This is a genomic window from Hymenobacter chitinivorans DSM 11115, assembly GCF_002797555.1.
Taxonomy (GTDB): Bacteria; Bacteroidota; Bacteroidia; order Cytophagales; family Hymenobacteraceae; genus Hymenobacter; species Hymenobacter chitinivorans.
Map to the genome: position 1 here is coordinate 2885730 of NZ_PGFA01000001.1, position 20981 is coordinate 2906710.

Here is a 20981-nt window from a genome sequence, read left to right on the forward strand (position 1 = left end):
CTAAAACCTGTTCAACGATCAGTCAACCACCCCTAGCCCCGGTCGGCTTTATGCGCCGAGTCATCTGAGGAGGGGAACTAGTTTTTAGCGCTAGCCACCTATCCATGCAAACACCCGATTCTACCAACCAGCCCACTACAACCCGGCAAGTAATCAGCATCGTCCTTGGGCTGGTTCTCGGTATTGCCTTCTTTGCGGGGGTCGTCTACTTTATCAAAGCGGACAGGGACAAAACGCGGGCGTTGATTCTGAAAAACCCGGGGTACGCTACGGGCATCATCACCCGCAGAAGAACCTATAAGGGCAGGCGTGTAACCGTGCAGTACACCGTGGCCGGCGCAGAGTATTCTCTCAGAGCCAGGGTAACCAGAAACTTTCTGCGCACCCACCAAAAAGGCGACACCACCGCCGTCATCTATTCTAAAGCCGATCCATCCAGCGCTATTCTGAAGGCCAAGCTGCGGCCTTCGACCAACTAATCAGCCGTTTTTTCTCCTTGCAAGGATCTGTGCCTTGCCCTCCTATGGAAGCTCAAGCCCCCACCCAACTCGAAACCGGCACCTACGAAATCCTGCGCAACCGCCTGCTCAAAAGCAGCACCGACCTGCGCCAGCGCCTCGACCTGCTCAATACCGAGCGGAAGCAGGTGTTCGGGGCCGTGGATACCCGCCTGCTGGGCACCGGCCGCATTACCACCGAAAACAACTGCGTGCCTTGGGACATGGTGCCGGTGGGCCAGCGCTTCATCTTCGGCTACAACGTGGTGCTGGGACTGAAGGCGGAGCCGGATTTGGCCGACGTATTCGGGGTGTACGAGTACGCCGCGCACGACTTCCGGCCGCTGGGGCTGGAGCTGCTGCAGAATCCGCAGTTTCTGGAGGAGTTCCGCAACCTGTACCGCTACTACAAGAACACCCAGTTCGTCAAGTTCGCCGTCATTGGCGTGCATTTGTTCATGGTGTTTCGGGTGGGCAAGAGTGCCTCGGACGTGAAGACGTTTAAGTGGCTGATGCAGGGCGAAACACTCACCTACATCGACAACCGCTCCGACCACGAGTACACCTTCCCGCCCCAGCACGAGTTCCAGTGGAAGCGCGCCACCCGTGACATGCAGCGCGGCGGCAAGCACCCGCACATCAGCATCGAGGACAAGGTGTTTGTGGAAACCATTGGCGGCGATCTGACCATCAAAGTCGAGGATAACACCAGCACCGGCCACGGTATTCTGAGCGAGGCAGTCGATAACAAAGACCAGACGCTGGACGATTCGGAAATCTACTACGCGGCCATCGGCAACCTGATTCTGCTCAAAATCCGGCCTTACCAGGAGCAGCAGTACCGCTACTTCATCTTCAACCACAAGCTTGAAACCGCCCAGCGCCTCGACGCCCTGGCCGACGCCTGCGTGCTGCTGCCCGATGGGCAAGGCCTGATTTTCCCGCACGGCTTCTACCTGCAAACCGGCGACAATAAGCTGTTCGATAATGGCCTGCGCGACATGCTGTTTGAGAAGCGGGTGGTGTCGCCGAACGGGGAGGATTTCCTGTACGTGTTCTTCAACAAGGACCACGGCACCTACCTGCTGCTGAGCTACAACCGCATTGCCCAGCGCGTCGATAACCCGATTGTGTGCCACGGCTACGCCCTGTTCGAGAACGGGGAGCTGTGCTACTTCCGGGCCGATGACGAGCCCAAGAAGCACCACGCCGTGCAGATCTGGCAAACGCCCTACACCGCCCCGGACTTCCAGCTGCCCGTCACCTCCGATTCCTACCTCTACAAGCTGGGCAACAAGGAGATTGTGCGGGCCATGAGCGAGGTGCAGGAAGTGCTGACGCTGACCGGCAAGGACGATTCCTACGCCGGCCTCTACCTCGACCTGATCCGCCAAACCACCGCCCTCACCGACAGCTACCACTGGCTGCGCGAACCGGCCGCCCAGGCGTTGGCCGAGCCCCTGGGTGAAATCCGGCAGACGGCCACGGCGGCTGTGGAAGAGTTCGAGAAGGTGCAGAGCATCCGCAAGAACACCGCCCAGCAAACCGCGGCCGTGTTCCAGAAAGCCGAGGAGCTGACCGGCCGCATCCGCCGCTCGGCCCCCGATTCCGTCACGGAGTTCGTGCAGCTGCTGGGGGAGTTGCGCGGGGTGCGGGGCGAGGTAATTTCCCTCAAGGAGCTGCGCTACGTGGAGCTGCCGGCGGTAGAGAAGCACGCCGCTGACCTCGAAGCCCTGAGCAAGGAAGTGGCCCTGCAAACCGTGGACTTCCTGCTCAAGCCCGATGCCCTGGCCCCCTACTCCCAGCGCGTGCAGGCCATTGCCGACGGCGTGGAGCAGGTGCAGAAAACCATCGAGGCCGACCAGCGCGAGCAGGAAACCGCCGCCGTGGCCCAGGAGCTGGAGCTGCTGATTGAGGTGGTGAGCAACCTACCCATCCCCGACCCGACCCAGACCACGGCCATCATCGACAACATCTCGACAGTGTACGCCCGCTTCAACCAGATTCGGGCGGCCCTGAAGCGGCGGCGGCAGGCCCTGGCCGGCACCGAGGCCCAAGCCGAGTTTACCGCCCAGCTCAAGCTGCTGGAACAGGCCCTCACCAACTACCTGGATTTGGCCGACACGCCCGCCAAGTGCGACGAGTACCTGACCAAGCTCATGGTGCAGCTGGAGGAACTGGAAGGCAAGTTTCCCGACTTCGACCAGTTCATCGAGCAGCTCACCACCCGGCGCGAGCAGGTAGTCGAAGCCTTTGAGTCCAAGAAAACCGCCCTGGTAGCGGCCCGCAACCAACACGCCACGGCCCTGCTGCAAAGCGCCGAGCGGCTGCTAAAAGCGGTGCAAAGCCGCCTCAGCCGTCTGGAATCGGTGGCGGATATCAACGGGTACTTTGCCGCCGACGTGATGGTGGAAAAGGTGCGCCAAACCGCCCAGGAGCTGCTTAACCTCGGCGACTCGGTGAAGTCGGATGATGTGCAGAGCCGGCTGAAAACCCTGCGCGAGGATGCTGTGCGCCAGCTCCGCGACCGGGCCGACCTCTTCGCCGACGGCGGCCAGACACTCAAGTTTGGCCCGCACGCCTTCACGGTGAACACCCAGCCCCTGGAGCTGACCGTGGTGCTGCGCGACGGGGACCTGCACTACCACCTCACCGGCACCAACTTTTTCCAGAAGATAACCGACCCCGCCCTGCTGGCCTCCAAGCCCGTGTGGGAGCAAACCGTGGTGTCGGAAAACCAGGACGTGTACCGGGCCGAGTTTCTGGCCTGGCGCATCCTGCAAGCCGCCCAGCACCCTACCCCCGCCGACCCGGAAACCGGCCGCGTTGCGGTGCTGTCGGTAACGGAGCTAGGCCACCTCAGTGCCGCCGAGCTGCTCACCTACGTGCAGCAGTTTATGGCCGCGCGCTACCAGGAAGGTTACCTCAAAGGCGTGCACGACCACGACGCGGCCCTGCTGCTCACGGCCCTGGTGCGCCTCACCCGCACCGCCGACTTACTCCGCTACCCGGCCGACACCCGCGCCGCCGCGGCTCTCTACTGGCTGCGCTTCGCCAACCCCGACCAGCGTGCCCACTGGGAGCGGCAGCTGCAGGGCATCGGGGTGCTGCTCCAGGTCTTCCCCGATTCCCAGGAATTCGATGAGCTCAAAACCGAGCTGCAAACCGCCGTGGACCACTTCGCGGAGCAAACCGGCCTTTTCACCCCTGCCCAGGTAGCGGAAGCCGGCGACTACCTTTTCCACGAGCTGACCCACACCGGCACCTTTATCATTGCCGCCGAAGCCGCCGAGCTGTACCAGCAGTTCCAGAAGCAGCTGCAGGAGCGCCAGGCCACCGACTTGTTCCAGCAGTCGGTGACGGGCCTGCAGGACCAGCCCGCCGCCCAGCTGCCCCTGATTCGGCAGTGGCTACAGGCCTACCTGCGCCAGGCGCCGGCTGCCGCTACCCTTTCCGATTTCTGCAACGAGTGCGCCGTGCTGCTGCTGACTGCTACCTACGACCCCGCCCGCGTAGTGCACACGCCCCTGCGCGAAACCCTCGAAGGCTTCCAGGGCACCCACCCGCGCATCATCACCACTAACAACCAACAACCAACAACCAACAACTATACCCTAGACTTCCCCGATTTTCGCCGCCGCCTGCTGCACTACGACCGCGCCACGGTGGCCCAGTACGAGCAGTTTCAGGAGGTGAAGAAGCAGCTGCTGGCCCGGGCCGCCGAGGATATGCGCCTGGAAGATTTCCGGCCCCGCGTACTCACGTCCTTCGTGCGCAACCGCCTCATCGACCAGGTGTATCTGCCCATCATCGGGGCCAACCTGGCCAAGCAGATCGGGACGGCGGGGGAAGGCAAGCGCACCGACCTCATGGGCCTGCTCCTGCTCATCTCGCCGCCCGGCTACGGCAAAACTACCCTCATGGAGTACGTGGCCAACCGCCTGGGCCTCATTTTCATGAAGATTAACGGGCCGGCCATCGGGCACGCCGTAACCAGCGTGGACCCCGCCCAGGCCCCCAACGCCGGGGCCCGGCAGGAGCTGGAAAAGCTGAACCTGGCCTTCGAGATGGGCGACAACGTGATGATCTACGTGGACGACATTCAGCACTGCAACCCCGAGTTTTTGCAGAAGTTCATCTCGCTCTGCGACGCCCAGCGCAAGATTGAGGGCGTGTACCAGGGCCGCCCCCGCACCTACGACTTCCGCGGCCGCAAGGTGTGCGTGGTGATGGCCGGCAACCCCTACACCGAAAGCGGCGACGTATTTCAGCTGCCCGACATGCTGGCCAACCGCGCCGACATCTACAACCTGGGCGACATTCTCACGGCCGGCTCCGAAGACGCCTTCCGCCTCTCCTACCTCGAAAACGCCCTCACCAGCAACGCCGCCCTGGCCCGCCTCGCCACCCAAAGCCCCCAGGACGTGCCCGCCCTCATCCGCCTCGCCGAAACCGGGCAGCAGGACGGCCTCAGCTTCGAGGGCAACCACACGCCCGAGGAGCTCAACGAGTACGTAGCCGTGCTGCAAAAGCTGCTGCGCCTGCGCGACGTAGTGGCCCGCGTCAATGCGGCCTACATTGCCAGCGCCGCCCAGGCCGACGCCTACCGCACCGAGCCGCCGTTCAAGCTGCAAGGCTCCTACCGCAACATGAACAAGCTGGCCGAGAAAGTGCGCCCCGTGATGAACGACCAGGAAATCGAACAGCTCCTGGCCGCCCACTACGAAAGCGAAGCCCAAACCCTGACCAGCGCCACCGAAGCCAACCTGCTCAAGCTGCGCGAGCTGCTGAGCTGGCTCACCCCCGAGCAAGCCGCCCGCTGGCAGCAAATCAAGCAAACCTACCTCGACAACCTCCGCAACTCCGGCGCCGGCCAGCTCCTGCAAATGCTCGATAAGCTGGAAAATATTGCCGGCGGGTTGAGCGGGATTCGGGAGGCGCTGAAAAAGTAATAGGTATGACTTTAATCAATACACTCGAACAGTGGCATAAGAATGCCCTTCTTATATCGTCACCTTATCTTATCAAAGCAAATGTTTCTAGAGAAAAAATAACTTTTATATACGAACAACTGAAAGCTGGTTTCGGAGAAAAATTTTTCTATCTAAAAACAGGTATTGACATTCCACTCGATAAAACCATATGGATACATCAGCTCTTAGCTAATATGAACCACTTGGGAAGTATCGGAGCACTGTATCATATAGCATTACTGATACAATACGCCCATACGCTAGAAAGCAACATTTATGATGAGATACGCAGAATAAAAAACAATCCCAGAAACCTTAGGACATTTTTTTATGAATTATTTATATTCAATATATTAGACAAAGGCAAAATCGAAAACAAAAAGAAATTCACTGTTGGGCTACAAGAAATAGAGGGAACATGCATCATTAACGGCAAAATATTTTTATTTGAATGCAGAAAAGTATTTATGCCTAAGATAGAAGAATTAGATATAAAGAAAAGACTCATGGAGGTTTTCTACATCAAGTCCAGAAAGATAAACAAAGGTATAGGTATGATATGCGGCATTAAAATGACTAGACCTATTACTGGAAATTATCGTCAATCATTTGAAGAAAAAATCAGCACTTATTTTGATAATTTCAACAAGCATACTGGATTTAATGAGATAGATTACACAGTTGAAGACAGAACAGGAACCTTTACAGCAACGAATTACAATGAAGCATCTCTGATTGAAGCTAAAGAAATAAAAAACTACGACGTACTATTCTATTTATCTCCGAAGGAAAACAAGGGTGAGATGATACATTTGATTGGCGGTACGCAAAGTATGTTCCAAGTTCCTCAGACTGCGATATATAAAAAACTGGAAAATATTCTTAAAGAGAAGAAAAAGCAGCATATAAATTCCATTTACAAGAACAAGATAATATTTATTGATACAGAAATATTCCCAAGCTTAGATATGGACATATTTCAAACAGAAACTTCTTTCGATGTAGACATGCTCAAGAACGTATACAACAAAGTATGTAGAGACACTATCCTTATTATTACAAGAAGAATATACCACAAAGAAGAACCTGAAATTAAAGTAGCAGCTGTTTACACTAAAGCTCTTGAATCTGAGGCTAACTACTTGCTATCTAGATTTAACTAGCTGTAATTACCCTTGTATGACTTTGGTCCCAACACCTAATAGCCCTACTTTCTCCTAGTTGCTCGGCTGTGCCGAGTGACGCCTTCGCCGGAGCGGCTCCGCCGCGAGCATCCCGCGCAGGGCCGCCGAAGCTACGGCCGAGTCTGACTTTTTGAATAGCTTAGCAACCTACGCAACTCCGGTGCCGGCCAGCTTCTGCAGATGCTAGATAAATTGGAAAGCATTGCTGGGGGCCTGAGTGGGATTCGAGAGGCGATAAAACGCCCATCTATCAACTAAGAGTCTCTTGGGAATTTTAGAGCCAGCAATTAGGGCTGATGGTGGCGTTATAGGGAGCCATATTAATTCTCCAACAAACTCTCAACTTTTTCACACACTTACCAACACTTTATGTTGTTCTCAGACTTAACCAAATCCAAGGCGCAAGAATTAAACCCCGAGTTTGAAAAGCTATTCAACCTAGCTATTGTTAATCAGAACCATCCGGGCGACATAATATTACTTCATCAGAATGGCACCTATGACCCCTCAGTAACAAGATTTGAAGGAGTAACCCTTAATCCTCACGTGATAGGACCGGGCCGCATTGGATGGTCTTATTATACCCATTATCAATTCATTAATCAGTATAGACAAACGCAGACTGCTAAGGTTACTCACGTTGAATGGACAGCAAAAATACAAGAACTAATTGAAGCTCAAAACTGGAATGAGAGAGACAAACATGTTGATTTTGAAGCCTCAACCATACACATTGAGACACTAGTTTATCTTAAAATATGGGAATCGGATTACTTTATTAAAACCTTGTATGAATTTGCAAGAATGTTGGAAGGAAAACCTTATGATTGGAATTTTAGGATTTATGAGAGTGCGCGTGATTCTGGCGCAACAGGTGTACGCCATGACATTATCCGCAAGTACATACGTGATAAAATAAAAAAATTCTCACCTAAGATTTATGACGCTCTAAAGCTTTCATACTTCACTCAACTAAGAAATTCAATTGCTCATTCTAATTTTATATTTCAAGGAGATTACATGCAGCTCGGTAATTACATAGAAGATGACCCACACTCTCAAGTAAGAGCTATTTCGTTTCAAGAATGGACAGAAAAGTTTCACACTACTATGATTATATACGATAACTTCATTGGCATTCTTAACCGAGCTCGTGAATACAGCAAAGCATTAATGGATAAAAGCAAGAATGTTCATGATGTATTAGTAACAGACAAGCGTGATAAAGGCAATGATAAAACTTACCTACTTCCCGTAGTTTACGACCCCGAATTCGAACGTTATTCTTACAAACAGAATTAAACAACTGTAACTCAATTGCCGCAAGCTTGCAGCTCGTAACCAACAAAATTTCAGCTAAATCGATATAAAGAAGCTGAATCAACATAGAAGCCGCAGTAAAAGACCTAACACCCCTCCCTGACGCGAGTTTAGCGCAGTATAACTCGTGACCAGCCATAACGTGGAGGTTGTACCTCTACTGCCGCGCCAGCGGCAAACCGATACCGCGCCGCCCAGAGAACTCTAGGCGGCGTACTCGTTTTAACGGTGGCTCATTTTATCAGTAAGGGTTGCGACAAGCTGGGTTAAAGTAAGTAGCCAGGCAGTGTGGCTATTTGTGGTAAAATTTTATATTTTGATAGAAATTACCACAAAATCCCTTTCCCATTTGTGGTAATTTCTGCACAATTCAAGAAAATTACCACAACCCTCTATGCCGCGCCGCGCTTCCACTTCCTTACCGGCTCGGGTGCGGGCTTGGCTGGGACTTACCCAAACCGATTTGGCCTTATACCTGGGCGTGAGTCAATCCTTGCTGCAAGCCATTGAGGCCGGACAGCGGCCCCTCACCCACCCCGTACGCGTGGCCCTGCTGCCGCTGCTGCTTCGGCTGCCCCCGCCGGAGGTGCCGGCTGCTCCGGCCACCGATGCCCCGCTACCCCCGGCTACGCCCGCGCCTGATGCGGCTGATCTGGACTTTCGACGGCGGGAGTGTTTGCATCGGGCGGCGGGGCTGCTGGCTCAGGCCGAGGTGCTGGCGGGGCGGGCTCATGTGGCGGCCCGCTGGGAAGCGGCCCTGCCGGCCCTGCTCCCGCCCGACCCCGGTGCGCCGCCCGCTGACCCGGCCGAGCCCGTTACCCCGGCGGCGCAGGCCCTGGCGGCGGCCCTGGAGCAGGCCGCCGACCCCACCGACCCCCAGCGGGCCCTCGACCATGCCCGCTGGCTGCGCAGCTGGCTGCACCACCGCGCCCGGCCCCTCACCGTGGCGGAAACTACCCGCCTGCACCGGTTGCGGGCCCAGGCCGCCGGGCTGCTGGCCGAGGCCGAGGCGCTGGCAACTATTTTATAAACAACCCTTGTAAATCTGCTGATTACGTTCAATATTCATACATCGTATTATTTCTCTTTTTTCCACTTTTCTATTGTTTGTTACCTATGGAACCCGATTACAGTTTTCTCACCACCCAGGCCGAGTGCGACGATGCTACCGCCGAGGTCACCTTCGAGTTGAAGACCTTTACCCACATTGATTCCGGCCTGGACCTGGCCGACGACCGCGCCGACCGCAGCAAGGCCAGCGGCGCGGCAGCCCTGGCGAAAAAGGATGCTGAAATTCTGCGGGCCCAGGGCGAGGTCAACGCGGCCGGCCTCACGAACCTGCAACGCCAGGATGCCATCGACGCCCTGGAACTGCTCCAGGCGCAGCGCAAAAAGATTCTGAAAAACAACCGGGTCAGCGCCGGCACCAACCGGTTTCTGGGCAGCGTCAATGGGGTGCAGACCCAAGCCCAGGTTACGGTCCTGACTGGCGTGCTGGCCGGTATTGCCGGCCACCGGGCCACGCTTAGCGCCTAAGCGGCTCCGGCCCCGAGCCGGCAGCCTAGCCTCCCGAACGACCCTAGCCTTGCGGACTAGGGTCGTTTTTTTGTGGCTGCCCTCCGGCGACGGTCGCCCATGAGGAGCACCTTTTACTGCAAATGATCTTGGCACCAACCTGCGCCGGCCTTACCTTGCTGCCCCGCCAAATGACTGCGGCAAGGTAAGTTGAAAAGCACTAAAGCGAGAATAACGGACATCATCGTGCAAGCCTTGAATACAGATAATCCAGTGTTTCTTCTCTCCGGCGCCATCCTGTTTGTGTGGGGCTTGTGGCTCTGGCGGCAACGGCAGCGGCTTGTGCGCCACGGGCAGTTTACGACGGGCACGGTTATCGGCCACGACAACGGCCCAATCGTGCGGTTCTATACCCAGGACCAAAAACCGGTATCCGGACAATCTGCCGCTAGTCCCTCAAGTAGCTACCATCGGGACGGCGACACCATTGGCGTCTACTACAATTCTGAAAAGCCGCGGGAGTTCGTGCTTGCCACTACGGAGCATAAGGCAACTCCCCTGCTTTTCATGGTCTTGGGTATTGTCTTTATTCTGGGTGGGTTCTTTTCCAAAATAGACTAATTGCATCCTTGCTTCTTCTACCTACGCCACTCCTGCGCCGGCCAGATCTAGCAGCTGCTCAACAAGCTGGAGAATATTGACAGTGAGCCTGAGCAATATTCGGGAGGCACTGAAGCGGGAGTAAAATCCTTTTCTATTTTCAGCCTACTCTTAATTCAGATCAGAACAACAATTATTTGCCGGTTTTTTTATCGTTCAATAGTGCCTCTAGCTTAACTTTTGTTTCCGGAATTACTTGCAGAGTTAACGCCTTTTTAAAGCACTCAACAGCTTTAGCTTTAAGCCCTGTTTCAAGATAAAAATCACCTAAGGAATCATAGCAGTTGGCGCTGCTCGGATTGTTGGCTACGTTAAGTTTAAATAGAGACTCGGCTTTTTTAAACTGCTTAGTTCGCAGCATTTGATAACCGAGGTTATTCACCTGGCTTTCACTTGGCTTGACGGTATAGCCCATCTGTTCAGACACCCGCTTGTAGTGGGCAACTAATAATGACTCCAGAGCAAAGTCAGGGTTTTTTAATTCACTATCGTAAATTCTTAGCTTGTAAAAATCGTAGACATATCGAAGGGCGTCATACTCGCCAATCAGCCTTACGGAAGAATGATCATCAGCTTCGTAATACTTGTATTTGAAGCGTAACTCATTCTTTCTATTCTTAGCAAGCTCTTGAATGAACGTAAGATTGCTGCGAATAAGAGCCGTAGTGCTGCTTGTATCTTTTTGAACACTTAGCGTATCAACTCCCCTTTCCAAGCGGTTGGCCATCGCCAGGAATAACTTCTTCCCTTTGTAGTTGTGAGCGGGTAAAATCGTCTTGGCTTCTTTCACCACCTTTTGATCATTCCACCACAACGCCCCATCGAGAGAAACATACGAATTGAATAAGCTTGGATTGTGAAGAAGCGTATTCACAACTGTCAGGCCTCCAACTGAGTGACCAATAAGGGTCCTGTACGTTGTAGTTGGATAAGTTGCGTCGACATAGGGAATCAATTCCTTTTCAACAAAGGACATGAACTTCTCACCGCTGCCAACAAAGTTAGGGAACTCCTTTTCAGTGCCGGTTGTGAGCTCACTCAGCCTATCTGCATGTACAATCCCAATCACAATCGTGGGAGGGCACAGGCTTGATTCCTCCATATGTTCCAGGATACTTACTACTGCGTTGAAATTATCACTTCCATCCAATAAATAAACCACGGGATAACGCCCTCGGTCTTTAACCTTATTTCCTCCGTTGCTTGTAGGAATATGAATCAGCACGGTGCGTTTTTGCCCTAATATTTTCGAAGAAATAGTTTCTTCAAACCCAATAAGCAAGGGATTATCCCCTTGCGCAACAGCACAGAAATGAGTGAATACAAGTGCGCAAAAACAAAGAAAAGCTTTCACAGGATTATACAATCTAAAATTGAAACTACACCCATTTACAGCGGCGAAGGTAGGAACAAAAGCCAGAGAAACATGCCTCTGAATCACTCCGTCGTGGTTTTCGATTCTACCATCTAGTACACTTCCTGACTCCTCCCGCTGGTGCGAGTTTAGCGCAGCGTAACTCGTGACCAGCCATAACGTGGAGGTTGTACCTCCACTGCCGCGTCAGCGGCAAACCGAACCCACGCCGCCTGGAGAAACCCGGGCGGCGTACTCGTTTTAGCGGGGCGCCCAGCCTCTTATCAAGGTTGGTCTGAACCACGGCTGCGCCTAAATCCGCGCCGGTAAATGCTTTGGCACCGGTGCGTACCATTGTTACAGCACCTCCTACCCCAACGCCTCACTCGGGTGCCGGCCCGCCTCTGCGGCTACTCTCCCCGCACCCGTCGCCCCGCATTTATTCACAAACCGCTATACTCTCTGCCAAACCTTTATCTTCCGCCCTTCTATTCCACCTCTACGCGCACCTGCCTTGAAAAAGCTTCTGCTGCTTGCCCTACTTGGAGCCTTCAACTCGGCCGTAGGACAGGTCCCCCAACCCACACGCGGGGCCCGAACCGTTACGACCCTGCCCCAGCTCACCGACTCCATCCAGGGCATCATGCGCCGGGAGCACATGCCGGGGCTGATGCTTACCATAGTAGCTCACGACACGGTGCTGTTCGAGGGCGGGCTGGGCCTGGCCGACGTGGAAAACAAGCGGCCCGTGACGGCCCATACGCTGTTTCGGCTGGGCTCCATCACCAAGATGTTCGTGGCCACCGGCCTGCTGCAGCTCGTGGCCCAGGGCCAGCTCAGCCTCCACGACGAAGTACGCCAGCTGGCCCCCGAAATTGGTATCGACAACCCCTGGGAAGCCACCGATCCGGTGCGGGTGGTGCACCTGCTGGAACACACGGCCGGCTTTGAGGACATCAGTCTCAACCACATGTATAACACCACCGCTACCGACCCGCGCGGGGCGGCCGCCGTGCAAGTATTCCGGCGCGAGCTGCGCTGCCGCTGGCGGCCCGGCGAGCGGATGTCCTACTCCAATTCGGGCTACCAGCTGGCCGGCTACCTGCTCGAAAAGCGCAGCGGCCAGCCCTACGAGCACTACCTGAGCCAGCACCTGCTCCGCCCCCTGGGCATGCCCGACGCGACGGCCGACCTGCGCCCCGCCGCCAACCCCCTGCTGGCCCGCGGCTACCGCTACTCCGATGACCAGTACCGGCGCATCCGGCCGCTGCCCATCTACGCCGGGCCCGCCGGCTCCCTGAGCGCCTCCGCCGCCGATATGACCCGCTGGGTGCAGTTCTTCCTCCACGACTTCCGGGCCCCCGACGGCACGGCGCTGCTTCCCGCCACTGCCCGGCAGGAAATGGAAACGGCCCACACGCCGCTTGAAGCCCGCGCCGGCCTGACGACCGGCTACGGCCTGGCCAACATGCCGATGAACTGGCGCGGCAAAGCCGTGTTTCGGGGTCACGGCGGCAGCATTGACGGGTTCTTTTCCTCCTTTGCCTACAACCGGGCCCTGGGCGTGGGCTATGCCCTATCCAACAACGGCGACCAGCGCACCACCAGCATCGATAAGGTGGTGCGGGAATTTCTGCTGCGCCAGGCGCCCACCCCGCCCGAGCCCCGGGCTGTGTCCCTCAATACTGCCGCCGTAGCGCCTTACCTGGGCCACTACCAGAATGCGGCGCCCCGCAACCAGATCTTCGGCCTGGCCGACTACCTGCTCGGCGACCAGCACCTCACCCAGCAGGGGCAGCTGCTGCTGTTGCAGCCCCTCATCGGCCAGCCCGACACCCTGCTGGCCACCGGCCCGCTCACTTTTCGCCGGCCCGGGGAGCAGGCGGCTTCCATCGTTCTCACCCACGACCACGACGGCCGCCGCACCCTGGTTACGGCCAAGAGCTACTTCCTCGAAGCCAGCGCGGGCTGGTGGTGGCTGCGGCCGGCCCTGCTGGGCTTGAGCCTGCTGCTGGTGCTCACGGCCAGCGTGGCGGGGTTGGTCTGGCTCGTTCTGGCCCTGCGTCGGCGGCTGCCCCGCGCCCAGGTGCTGCCCCGCCTGCTGCCCCTGCTGGCCATTACGGCCCTGTTGGCGGCTGTCGGGGCCTTCGCCAGCCTGGCCAGCCACCTCTGGGATGCCGGGCACGTCAGCCTGAGTACGGTGCTCATCAGCGCGGGGCCGCTCGCCTTTGCCGTGTTCAGCCTCGCCGGGCTGCTACTCACGCTGCGCCGCTTCGGCCAGTTCCGCAGCCGGATAGTGGCCTGGTACCTGCTGCTTACCTACGGGGCCCTGGGCTGGCTGGCCGCCGCCCTGGCATCCTATGGCTGGCTGAGTCTGGGGTTGTGGTCGGTGTAGCAGGCGCCCGGCGTACTGGTTTTGCCGCCGGTAAGCTTGGTCCCCGCGCCCGGCAGTCCTACCTTGCTCCCCCGCTAACCTCCCCTTCCGCTATGGGCAAGCAATACCCCGCCATCAGCGCCGACACCCAGGCTTTTATCGAGCGGCAGCACGTGTTCTTCGTGGGCACGGCCGCCGCGGATGGGCGCGTCAACATCTCGCCCAAGGGCCAGGATACCCTGCGCGTGCTGGGTCCCAACCGCGTGACCTGGCTCAACCTGACTGGCAGCGGCAACGAAACCGCCGCCCACCTGCTCGAAGTAAACCGCATTACCCTGATGTGGTGCGCCTTCGAGGGTCCGCCCAGCATCCTGCGCCTCTACGGCACGGCCAGCCTCTACCACCCCCGCGACGCCGAATGGGCCGACCTGCTGCCCCTGTTCCCGGCCCTGCCCGGGGCCCGGCAGATTCTGGTGGTCGACGTGGAGCTGGTGCAGACTTCCTGCGGCATGGCCGTGCCCTTCCTCGACTACCGGGCTGAGCGCGACGAGCTAAACGACTACATGGAACAGCGCGGCCCCGAGCAGGTGGAGCAGTACTGGCACAACCGCAACGGCCGCAGCCTCGACGGCAAGCCCACCGGCATCTGAGCCAGGCCGCAGGTAACTAACAGCCACGGGGCTTCACTCAGCACCAGGAAGAACAGAGTCGAAGGAAATAGCCGAGTTCATTTACTTTTCCGCAGTGTCGGCCGCCATACCTACGCTAGTTAATGCTTGTAGCTTCACTTCCCCTTTCTAGCATGCCCCACCTCTACCTTCGTATCGCACTGCTCGTCTGTTTGTCGGCGGCCCGGCTGGGCTGGGCGCAGCAGCAACCCGCCCCGCCCGTGCGCCGCATCATCGACGTGCACCTGCACGCCCGCGCCGCCGCTGATTATGGCCCCACCCCGCCACCCAACCCGGTCAGCGGCCGGGTGCCCGCCTACCGCACCGATGCCGAGGTGGTGGCCGTAACGCTGGCCGAGCTGAAGCGCCACCACGTGGTGCGGGCCGTTACCTCCGGCAGCCAGCCCCGGGTAGCCGCCTACCTCGCCGCCGACCCGGCCCGCATCATCGGGGCCCTCGACTACCCCGACAACCAGCACGCCCCGCTGCCCGATACGGCCACTTTCCGCCGCCTCTTCGCCGAAGGCCAGTTTCGGGTATTCGGGGAGCTGGGCTTGCAGTACGAAGGCAAAACCCTCACCGACCCCGCCCTGGAACCCTACCTGGCCATCTGTGAGCGGCGCGGTATTCCGGTGGCCTTGCACACCGGCCTGGGCTTTCCCGGCATTGCCTACAACGACTGCTGCCGCAACTTCCGCACCCGCCTCGGCAACCCGCAGCTGGTGGAGGAAGTGCTGATTCGCCACCCCCGGCTCAAGCTCCAGCTTATGCACATGGGCTACCCCTACCTGGCCGAAACCAAGGCCCTGCTTTACATCTACCCCCAGCTCTACGCCGATATTTCCGTCACCAACTGGATCCTGCCCCGGGCCGAGTTCTACAGCTACCTCCAAGCCCTGGTCACGGCCGGCTACGGCCAGCGCCTGCTGTACGGCTCCGACCAGATGGCCTGGCCCGACGCCATCGGCCTTTCCATCGAAAGCGTGGAAAAAGCCCCGTTCCTGAGTGAAAAGCAAAAGCAGGACATTTTCTACAACAACGCCGCTACCTTCTACGGCCTGCGCTAGGGGCAGGAAGGTGGTCGGCTCCCCGCCGGCCACCTTCCTGCCCGGGGCTTCTGCCTGTTTATATTGCGGCCCCACTACCAGTTCCGTATTCACGTCGCATGACTACTCTGGCCCGCCTGTTTTCCGATTCTGCCCACCTTACTGCCCTAACGCCGCACCTGGTTACCGAGCTGTTTCTGCCCACCGGGCAGCTCCTGGCCTGCGACCCGGTAGCCTACTCCCATCCGCAACCCTTCCGCCAGACTTTTGCACCCGGCCGCTACCCAGTCTACATTCACCAGCTGCCCGAGGACTCGTGCATTGCCTACGCCGAAGTGCGGCTACGCGAAGCCCCGGTGAGCCGCTGGGAAATGGCCGTCACGGCCCAGCAGAACCTGACTTCGCTAGCCCCGGGGGAAATATTCGGCTACCCCGTCTCGGCCGGCCTAGGCTGCTTTATGGACCACGCCACCCTGGCTCTGGTCGAGCAGCACGACGCCGACCTGCAAGCTGAGCTGGGCGACGAGTACGTAAGCTACTACGACGACTACGTGGACGATTTGCTCTACCCCGAATCCGGCAGCCAGCAATACTGCACCCTGCAGCCCTACCCCGCCCAGGCAAACAACGTGGCCGTGTTTCAGTCGGGCTACGGCGACGGTTTTTATGCCACCTACGTGGGCCTGGATGAGCAGGACCAACCGGTAAAGTTCATTACCGAGTTTATCGATGCCAACCAGCGCTAGGCCTCCTGGCCCTCTGCTGCCAACGCCGGGCTGCAGCCGGAATCCGGCGCTACTTCCCGCCTCGATGCTCCGGCGGCCCTCCGCCTTCTGCTTACTTGATAATGCGCCGGATAAGTAACTTAAGTCCTACCCTGGCGCTGAAGCACTCTTGCTACCCTGCACCACTCCGGCGCCTGCTGCTGCTGCTCAATAAGCTGACTTCTAATTACCAGTGAACCCAAGCCGCATTCGGGCCCCAGAGCAACAGGAAAATAGCACGGCAGGCCCAAACCAGGCAGGTGCGGGGCCGCGGAAAACAGCAGGTCCGGCCCCGACCAGCAGCTGCTAGTCGGGGCCGGACCTGCTGTTTTCCCACTGCGGTAGAGATGCTTCGGCAAGCTCAGCATGACGTTCTCTGTTAACGACGTTCCCGCTTGGCAGGGGTGGCAGGATGCGTTAATGCCCCCCGCGGGGGTACGCCATTACCACTTCGCCGGGGTTCAAGCGGCGGCTTAGTCCCAGATGCCGTTGGCCTCGGTTAGAATAATCGGCTGGCCGTCGGTGATGACGATGGTGTGCTCGTGCTGGGCCACGAAGCTGCCGTCGCGGGTGGCCAGCGTCCAGCCGTCGCCGAGCTGGTGGGCAATGGAGGCGCGGGTGGAAATAAAGGTTTCGACGGCCACCACCGAGTTTTTCTTGAAGCGCTTCAGGTTGTGGCGGTCGTAGTAGCAGGGAATTTCGGAAGGTTCCTCGTGCAGGCTGCGCCCCACGCCGTGGCCCACCAGGTTCTTAATGACCCGGTAGCCGGCCTTGCGTGCCTCGCTCTCGATGAGCCCACCGATATCGGCAATGCGCACGCCGCCGCGAATCTGGCTCAGGGCCGTGCGCAGGATGTGGCGGGAGGCGTCGACCAGGGGCTGATGCTGGTGCAGATCAGCGCCCAGCACGAAGGAGCCGCCGTTGTCGGCCCAGTAGCCAGCCAGCTCAGCCGACACGTCCACGTTTACCAGGTCGCCTTCCTGCAGCACCTTACGGGCCGAGGGAATGCCGTGGGCCACCTCGTTATTGACGCTGATGCAGGTCCAGCCCGGGAAGCCGTAAGTGAGCCGCGGGGCCGATTTGGCGCCCAGCTCCGCCAGAATGCGCCCCCCGTACTCGTCGAGCTCCTTGGTCGTCATGCCCGGGCGGGCGTAGTCGCGCATCTGCTTCAGGGTAATCCCCACGGCCTGGCTGATGCGCTGCAGGCCGGCTAGTTCTTCTTGCGAGGTAATGGACATAAAACGGAGGGGCTATGGCTCTCGAACAGGATATTGAACTGGTGGGCTAACAAGCCCGGCACCACGCGGGTTTGCAAAAGGTGGTTGAGCCGCCAAAATAAGCCGGCCCGCGCGTATCGGGCCATTGCTACCCGAGTCGCCCGGGCAAAGGTGGGCCGCCCCGGTGGAAAAACCGCGGCCGTTAGTCGCAAACGGCCCCGCTACTGGTCCTGATGGCCCCGCCGGCGAGTGGCGCCGCGGTGGTAATCTTGGGCCGGTCCTCCCCCTAAGCTCCTAAGCAAACCCTATTGAGAAAGATTAGAATCATGGCGCCCACCTGCCCGGATGGCGTGATTCAGCCCGAAAACGCCCAAGGCTTTGCCCACGGCCACCGCCACGGGCGTACTGCTCAACGCTTACTGCTACCTTGGGCCGCTAGTGCCTGACGCCCTGAAACTGCCGGAACCCCGCCCGCTGCCGCCGGCTAGCTATGGCGCGACAGAACGCCGGGCCGGGGCCCCGCCAAACGTTATTCCCGCCCGAAACAGACCATGATGCCCTGGACCACCGCTACTTGCCCCGTCAACGGCATTCGCCTGCATTATACCCGCACCGGGGGCCCCAAGCCGCCCGTACTGCTGCTCCACGGCCTGATGACCAGCGGCCGGTGCTGGACGGAACTGGCCCGCGCCCTGGCCGCCGATTACGACGTAATAATGCCCGACGCCCGGGGCCACGGCGAGTCGGGAGTGCCCGCCGCGGGCTACCGCTACGACGACCACGCCGCCGATATTGCCGGGCTGATTCGGGCCCTGGAGCTGCCACCGGTGTTTCTGCTGGGCCATTCCATGGGCGGCATGACGGCGGCCGTAGTGGCCAGTCAGGCTCCGGCCCTGCTGCGGGGCCTGGTGTTGGCCGACCCCACTTTCCTGAGCCCCGCCATGCAGCAGCAAGTGTACGAGAGCGACGTGGTCGAGCAGCACCGCCGCGTGCTGGAGCTGCCCTTGGAGGAAGTACTGGCCGATGCCCGGCGCCGGCACCCGCACCGGCCGGCCGAAACCCTGGCGCTGATGGCCCGGGCCCGGCTGCAAACCAGCCCGCGGGCCTTCGAGGTACTCACGCCCCCCAACCCCGATTACCGGCAGCTAATCGGGCAGCTCTCCGTGCCGGGCCTGCTCGTCGTCGGGGAGCAGGGCGTCGTGTCGGGGGCGGTGGCCCAGGAGCTGCAGGAGCTGAATCCCCGGCTGCGGGTAGAGCGGATCCGGGAGGCCGGTCACGCCCTGCACCTCGACCAGCCCGCGCCGTTTGCCACCGTCGTCCGGGCCTTTCTGGACTCCTTCGGCGCTGGGGCCACCTAAGCGGACCCGGGCCCGAGCGCCCGAGCGCCGAGCTTTTCGGCTCTGTCTTACTTGTCCGTCATGGGTTTGGGCTGCCGCAGGGGCGGGCCCACCCGCTTAAAGCCGTGGGCCACCCGAAAGGCATCCTGCTCGGCTTCGGACATGTTGCGGGTCAGGCCCTGGCTGATTTTGCGGAAGCACTCCTCCATCTTGCCCGCCGGCTGAAAAATCATCAGCAGCCGCCCTTCTCCCGCGCCTACTTTGGCAAAGCTGTGGGGCACCATGCGGGGCCCGAACACACTGTCGCCGGCCTTAGCCTCGTACACCGTGTCACCGACCTTAATCAGGAACTCCCCGGACAGCACGTACCACCACTCATCCTGGTCGAAATGGTAGTGGTGGGCGGGGCCGCCCTCCTTCACCCGGCTCGACTCGAAGACGTAGATGTCGCCCTCGGTATCCTGGGCGGCAATCTTGGTCAGAAACGTGTCGCCATCAAACAAGGCCATGGGTTGGCTGGCCCGGTCCTGCCCGGCTTTCACCAGGAAGCCCTTGCCGGCCCGGTAGCGCCGGATGGCCCCAACGGCGAGAGAAACGGGCAGGGTCAGCAGCGCCCCGGTAGCCAGGCAGGCCTGCACGAAGTGGGTTCTTTTCATGGGGTAACGACTACAGCTTGAGGTACAACTGCCCGGGCCGCCGGAACCGGCCCGTCTTTACGGTCGGCACCCTTCATTGCGGCGCCCGCACTCGGGCGGCAAGAATATATTTTATCTAATATAAAGACATAATCCAGGAATCCCGCATCGACGCAGCTTCGGCTTCGAATCTGAGCACGAAAGGGTTACGCGCTGCTAAACCGGTGGCAAACGTCCTGCTCCGGCTAGGCCTCTACGAGTGGGATTTGCCCCTACCGCCTCCACTCCCTCTATTTCCACTTCTGGGCAATGCGCAGGGCCGTTTCCAGCATATGGGGCGCCCACTGCTCAATCTGCCAGTCGGAATGGGCCAGACTAGAGCCCGCCAGCCGCTGCCGGGCCTCGTCGTAGGATGGGGCCGTTTCCAGGATGTGGGTTAGCTGCTGCTGCTGCTCGTGGAGGCGGGCATCCTCGGCCACCGGGCCCGTCGGTAGAGGACGCTGGGGCAGAAACAGCGGGCTGCCCCCGGCTGGAGCCTGGGCGCGGTGCTCATGGACCATGGCTTCCAGGCGGCCGAAGTCACGGCGGAACTGGGCCCGGCTAGGTTCGGTCTGCAGGGCGTTGCCCAGCTGCTCCAGCACCACGAACTTCAGGTTGGGGCAGCGCGGCAGGGTTCTGCTCAACAATTCAAACACCTCGTCGGGCACGGCCCCGTCGTGGGTGTCGCGCCGCACCTGCCGGCCCGGTTCCTGCCCGGATTCTTCCCAGCTGCCACCGGAAATATGGATTTCCCGCACCCGCTCCAGGGGGTAAAGCTGAATCAGCTCCTCGTAAGACACGCCGAAGTTGTGGAGCTGGCAGAACAGGTTGTGCAAATCCAGAATCAGGAAACCATTGACCGGCTCCACGAGCTGGGCCAGAAACTCGCCGTGCCGCCGCACCTCGTCGAGCGAATAGGCAAAGGCCAGATTTTCCAGTCCGACCGGGCACCCGCAAGCCTCCTGAATGCGGCAGAGGCGGTCTTGCCCCAGGCGCAGGGCGGTGCTGGTGTAGGGAATAGGCAGCGGGGCCCCGGCGTGGAAGTTCTGGCCCGTGAAAAAGCCGAAGTGCTCGGTGATATGGTCGAACCGAAACTGCTGGGCCAGCTTCCGCAGCTGGCTCAGCCACTGCTGCTGCTCGGGCGTCCAGCGGCCCGAGAGCAGAGAAAAGTACACCCCATGGCCCACCAGCCGGTTCTGGGCGGCAAAGGCGCGGAGCAATTCGGTAAACCACTCCGGAATCTGCTCGGCCCAGAACAGCGCGTCGAACGACCATTCCAGGGCTTCCACCCGACCCTGCTCCAACAACGGAAAGGACGCCGACAGCATGTCAGCGTCCAGGTTGCAGGCCAGAGTGGCCAGAATGCCGGGCTCGGCGGCGGCGGCGGGCGTGCTCATG

The 20981-nt window shown here is 59.2% G+C and carries 16 protein-coding genes; 12 read left to right on the forward strand and 4 right to left on the reverse strand.

The window, feature by feature from the left end; all coding sequences use genetic code 11:
* Window positions 1-104: 104 nt before the first annotated feature.
* From CLV45_RS12170 to CLV45_RS12200, 7 genes are all read left to right on the forward strand, one after another.
* The gene (locus CLV45_RS12170) at window positions 105-479 is read left to right on the forward strand and encodes a DUF3592 domain-containing protein (RefSeq protein ID WP_100336622.1); all 375 of its coding nucleotides are present in this window, start codon (window positions 105-107) and stop codon (window positions 477-479) included.
* 44 nt (window positions 480-523) lie between these two features.
* On the forward strand, window positions 524-5449 hold the full coding sequence (locus CLV45_RS12175) for a DNA repair ATPase (protein WP_100336623.1): 4926 nt from the start codon (window positions 524-526) through the stop codon (window positions 5447-5449).
* 5 nt (window positions 5450-5454) lie between these two features.
* Window positions 5455-6633 carry a hypothetical protein gene (locus CLV45_RS12180; RefSeq protein WP_100336624.1) on the forward strand — a complete coding sequence of 393 codons (1179 nt, stop codon included), beginning with the start codon at window positions 5455-5457 and terminating at the stop codon, window positions 6631-6633.
* Window positions 6634-7023: 390 nt separating this feature from the next.
* Window positions 7024-7956 carry a hypothetical protein gene (locus CLV45_RS12185; protein WP_100336625.1) on the forward strand — a complete coding sequence of 311 codons (933 nt, stop codon included), beginning with the start codon at window positions 7024-7026 and terminating at the stop codon, window positions 7954-7956.
* 412 nt (window positions 7957-8368) lie between these two features.
* Window positions 8369-9004: a helix-turn-helix domain-containing protein gene (locus tag CLV45_RS12190; protein WP_100336626.1), complete on the forward strand. Its 636-nt coding sequence runs from the start codon at window positions 8369-8371 to the stop codon at window positions 9002-9004.
* A gap of 86 nt (window positions 9005-9090) precedes the next feature.
* On the forward strand, window positions 9091-9510 hold the full coding sequence (locus tag CLV45_RS12195; protein WP_100336627.1) for a hypothetical protein: 420 nt from the start codon (window positions 9091-9093) through the stop codon (window positions 9508-9510).
* A gap of 189 nt (window positions 9511-9699) precedes the next feature.
* Window positions 9700-10110, forward strand: coding sequence for a DUF3592 domain-containing protein (locus CLV45_RS12200; protein WP_157807443.1), 411 nt, complete (start codon window positions 9700-9702; stop codon window positions 10108-10110).
* Between the two features lie 172 nt (window positions 10111-10282).
* Here CLV45_RS12200 and CLV45_RS12205 read toward each other — a convergent pair whose 3' ends face one another.
* A complete protein-coding gene (locus CLV45_RS12205) occupies window positions 10283-11503 on the reverse strand; it encodes an alpha/beta hydrolase-fold protein (protein WP_157807444.1) in 1221 nt (406 codons plus the stop codon).
* Between the two features lie 514 nt (window positions 11504-12017).
* On the opposite strand from CLV45_RS12205, the gene CLV45_RS12210 reads away from it, so the two are divergent.
* From CLV45_RS12210 to CLV45_RS12225, 4 genes are all read left to right on the forward strand, one after another.
* Entirely contained in the window at window positions 12018-13898 is a 1881-nt protein-coding gene (locus tag CLV45_RS12210) for a serine hydrolase domain-containing protein (protein WP_100336630.1), read from the forward strand.
* Between the two features lie 92 nt (window positions 13899-13990).
* Entirely contained in the window at window positions 13991-14527 is a 537-nt protein-coding gene (locus CLV45_RS12215; protein WP_100336631.1) for a pyridoxamine 5'-phosphate oxidase family protein, read from the forward strand.
* Between the two features lie 152 nt (window positions 14528-14679).
* Window positions 14680-15612: an amidohydrolase family protein gene (locus CLV45_RS12220; protein ID WP_157807445.1), complete on the forward strand. Its 933-nt coding sequence runs from the start codon at window positions 14680-14682 to the stop codon at window positions 15610-15612.
* A 98-nt stretch (window positions 15613-15710) separates the two neighbouring features.
* Window positions 15711-16337 (forward strand): DUF4241 domain-containing protein, encoded by a 627-nt coding sequence (locus tag CLV45_RS12225; protein ID WP_100336633.1) that lies wholly within the window; start codon window positions 15711-15713, stop codon window positions 16335-16337.
* Window positions 16338-16828: 491 nt separating this feature from the next.
* Here CLV45_RS12225 and map read toward each other — a convergent pair whose 3' ends face one another.
* The gene (gene map, locus CLV45_RS12230; RefSeq protein WP_100336634.1) at window positions 16829-17593 is read right to left on the reverse strand and encodes a type I methionyl aminopeptidase; all 765 of its coding nucleotides are present in this window, start codon (window positions 17591-17593) and stop codon (window positions 16829-16831) included.
* A 530-nt stretch (window positions 17594-18123) separates the two neighbouring features.
* Between map and CLV45_RS12235 the strand changes: the two genes are divergently transcribed.
* Entirely contained in the window at window positions 18124-18930 is an 807-nt protein-coding gene (locus tag CLV45_RS12235) for an alpha/beta fold hydrolase (protein ID WP_100336635.1), read from the forward strand.
* A gap of 47 nt (window positions 18931-18977) precedes the next feature.
* On the opposite strand, the gene CLV45_RS12240 is transcribed toward CLV45_RS12235, so the two are convergent.
* Window positions 18978-19565, reverse strand: coding sequence for a cupin domain-containing protein (locus tag CLV45_RS12240; protein WP_100336636.1), 588 nt, complete (start codon window positions 19563-19565; stop codon window positions 18978-18980).
* A gap of 269 nt (window positions 19566-19834) precedes the next feature.
* Window positions 19835-20980 carry a multinuclear nonheme iron-dependent oxidase gene (locus tag CLV45_RS12245; protein ID WP_170061848.1) on the reverse strand — a complete coding sequence of 382 codons (1146 nt, stop codon included), beginning with the start codon at window positions 20978-20980 and terminating at the stop codon, window positions 19835-19837.
* Window position 20981 lies beyond the last annotated feature (1 nt).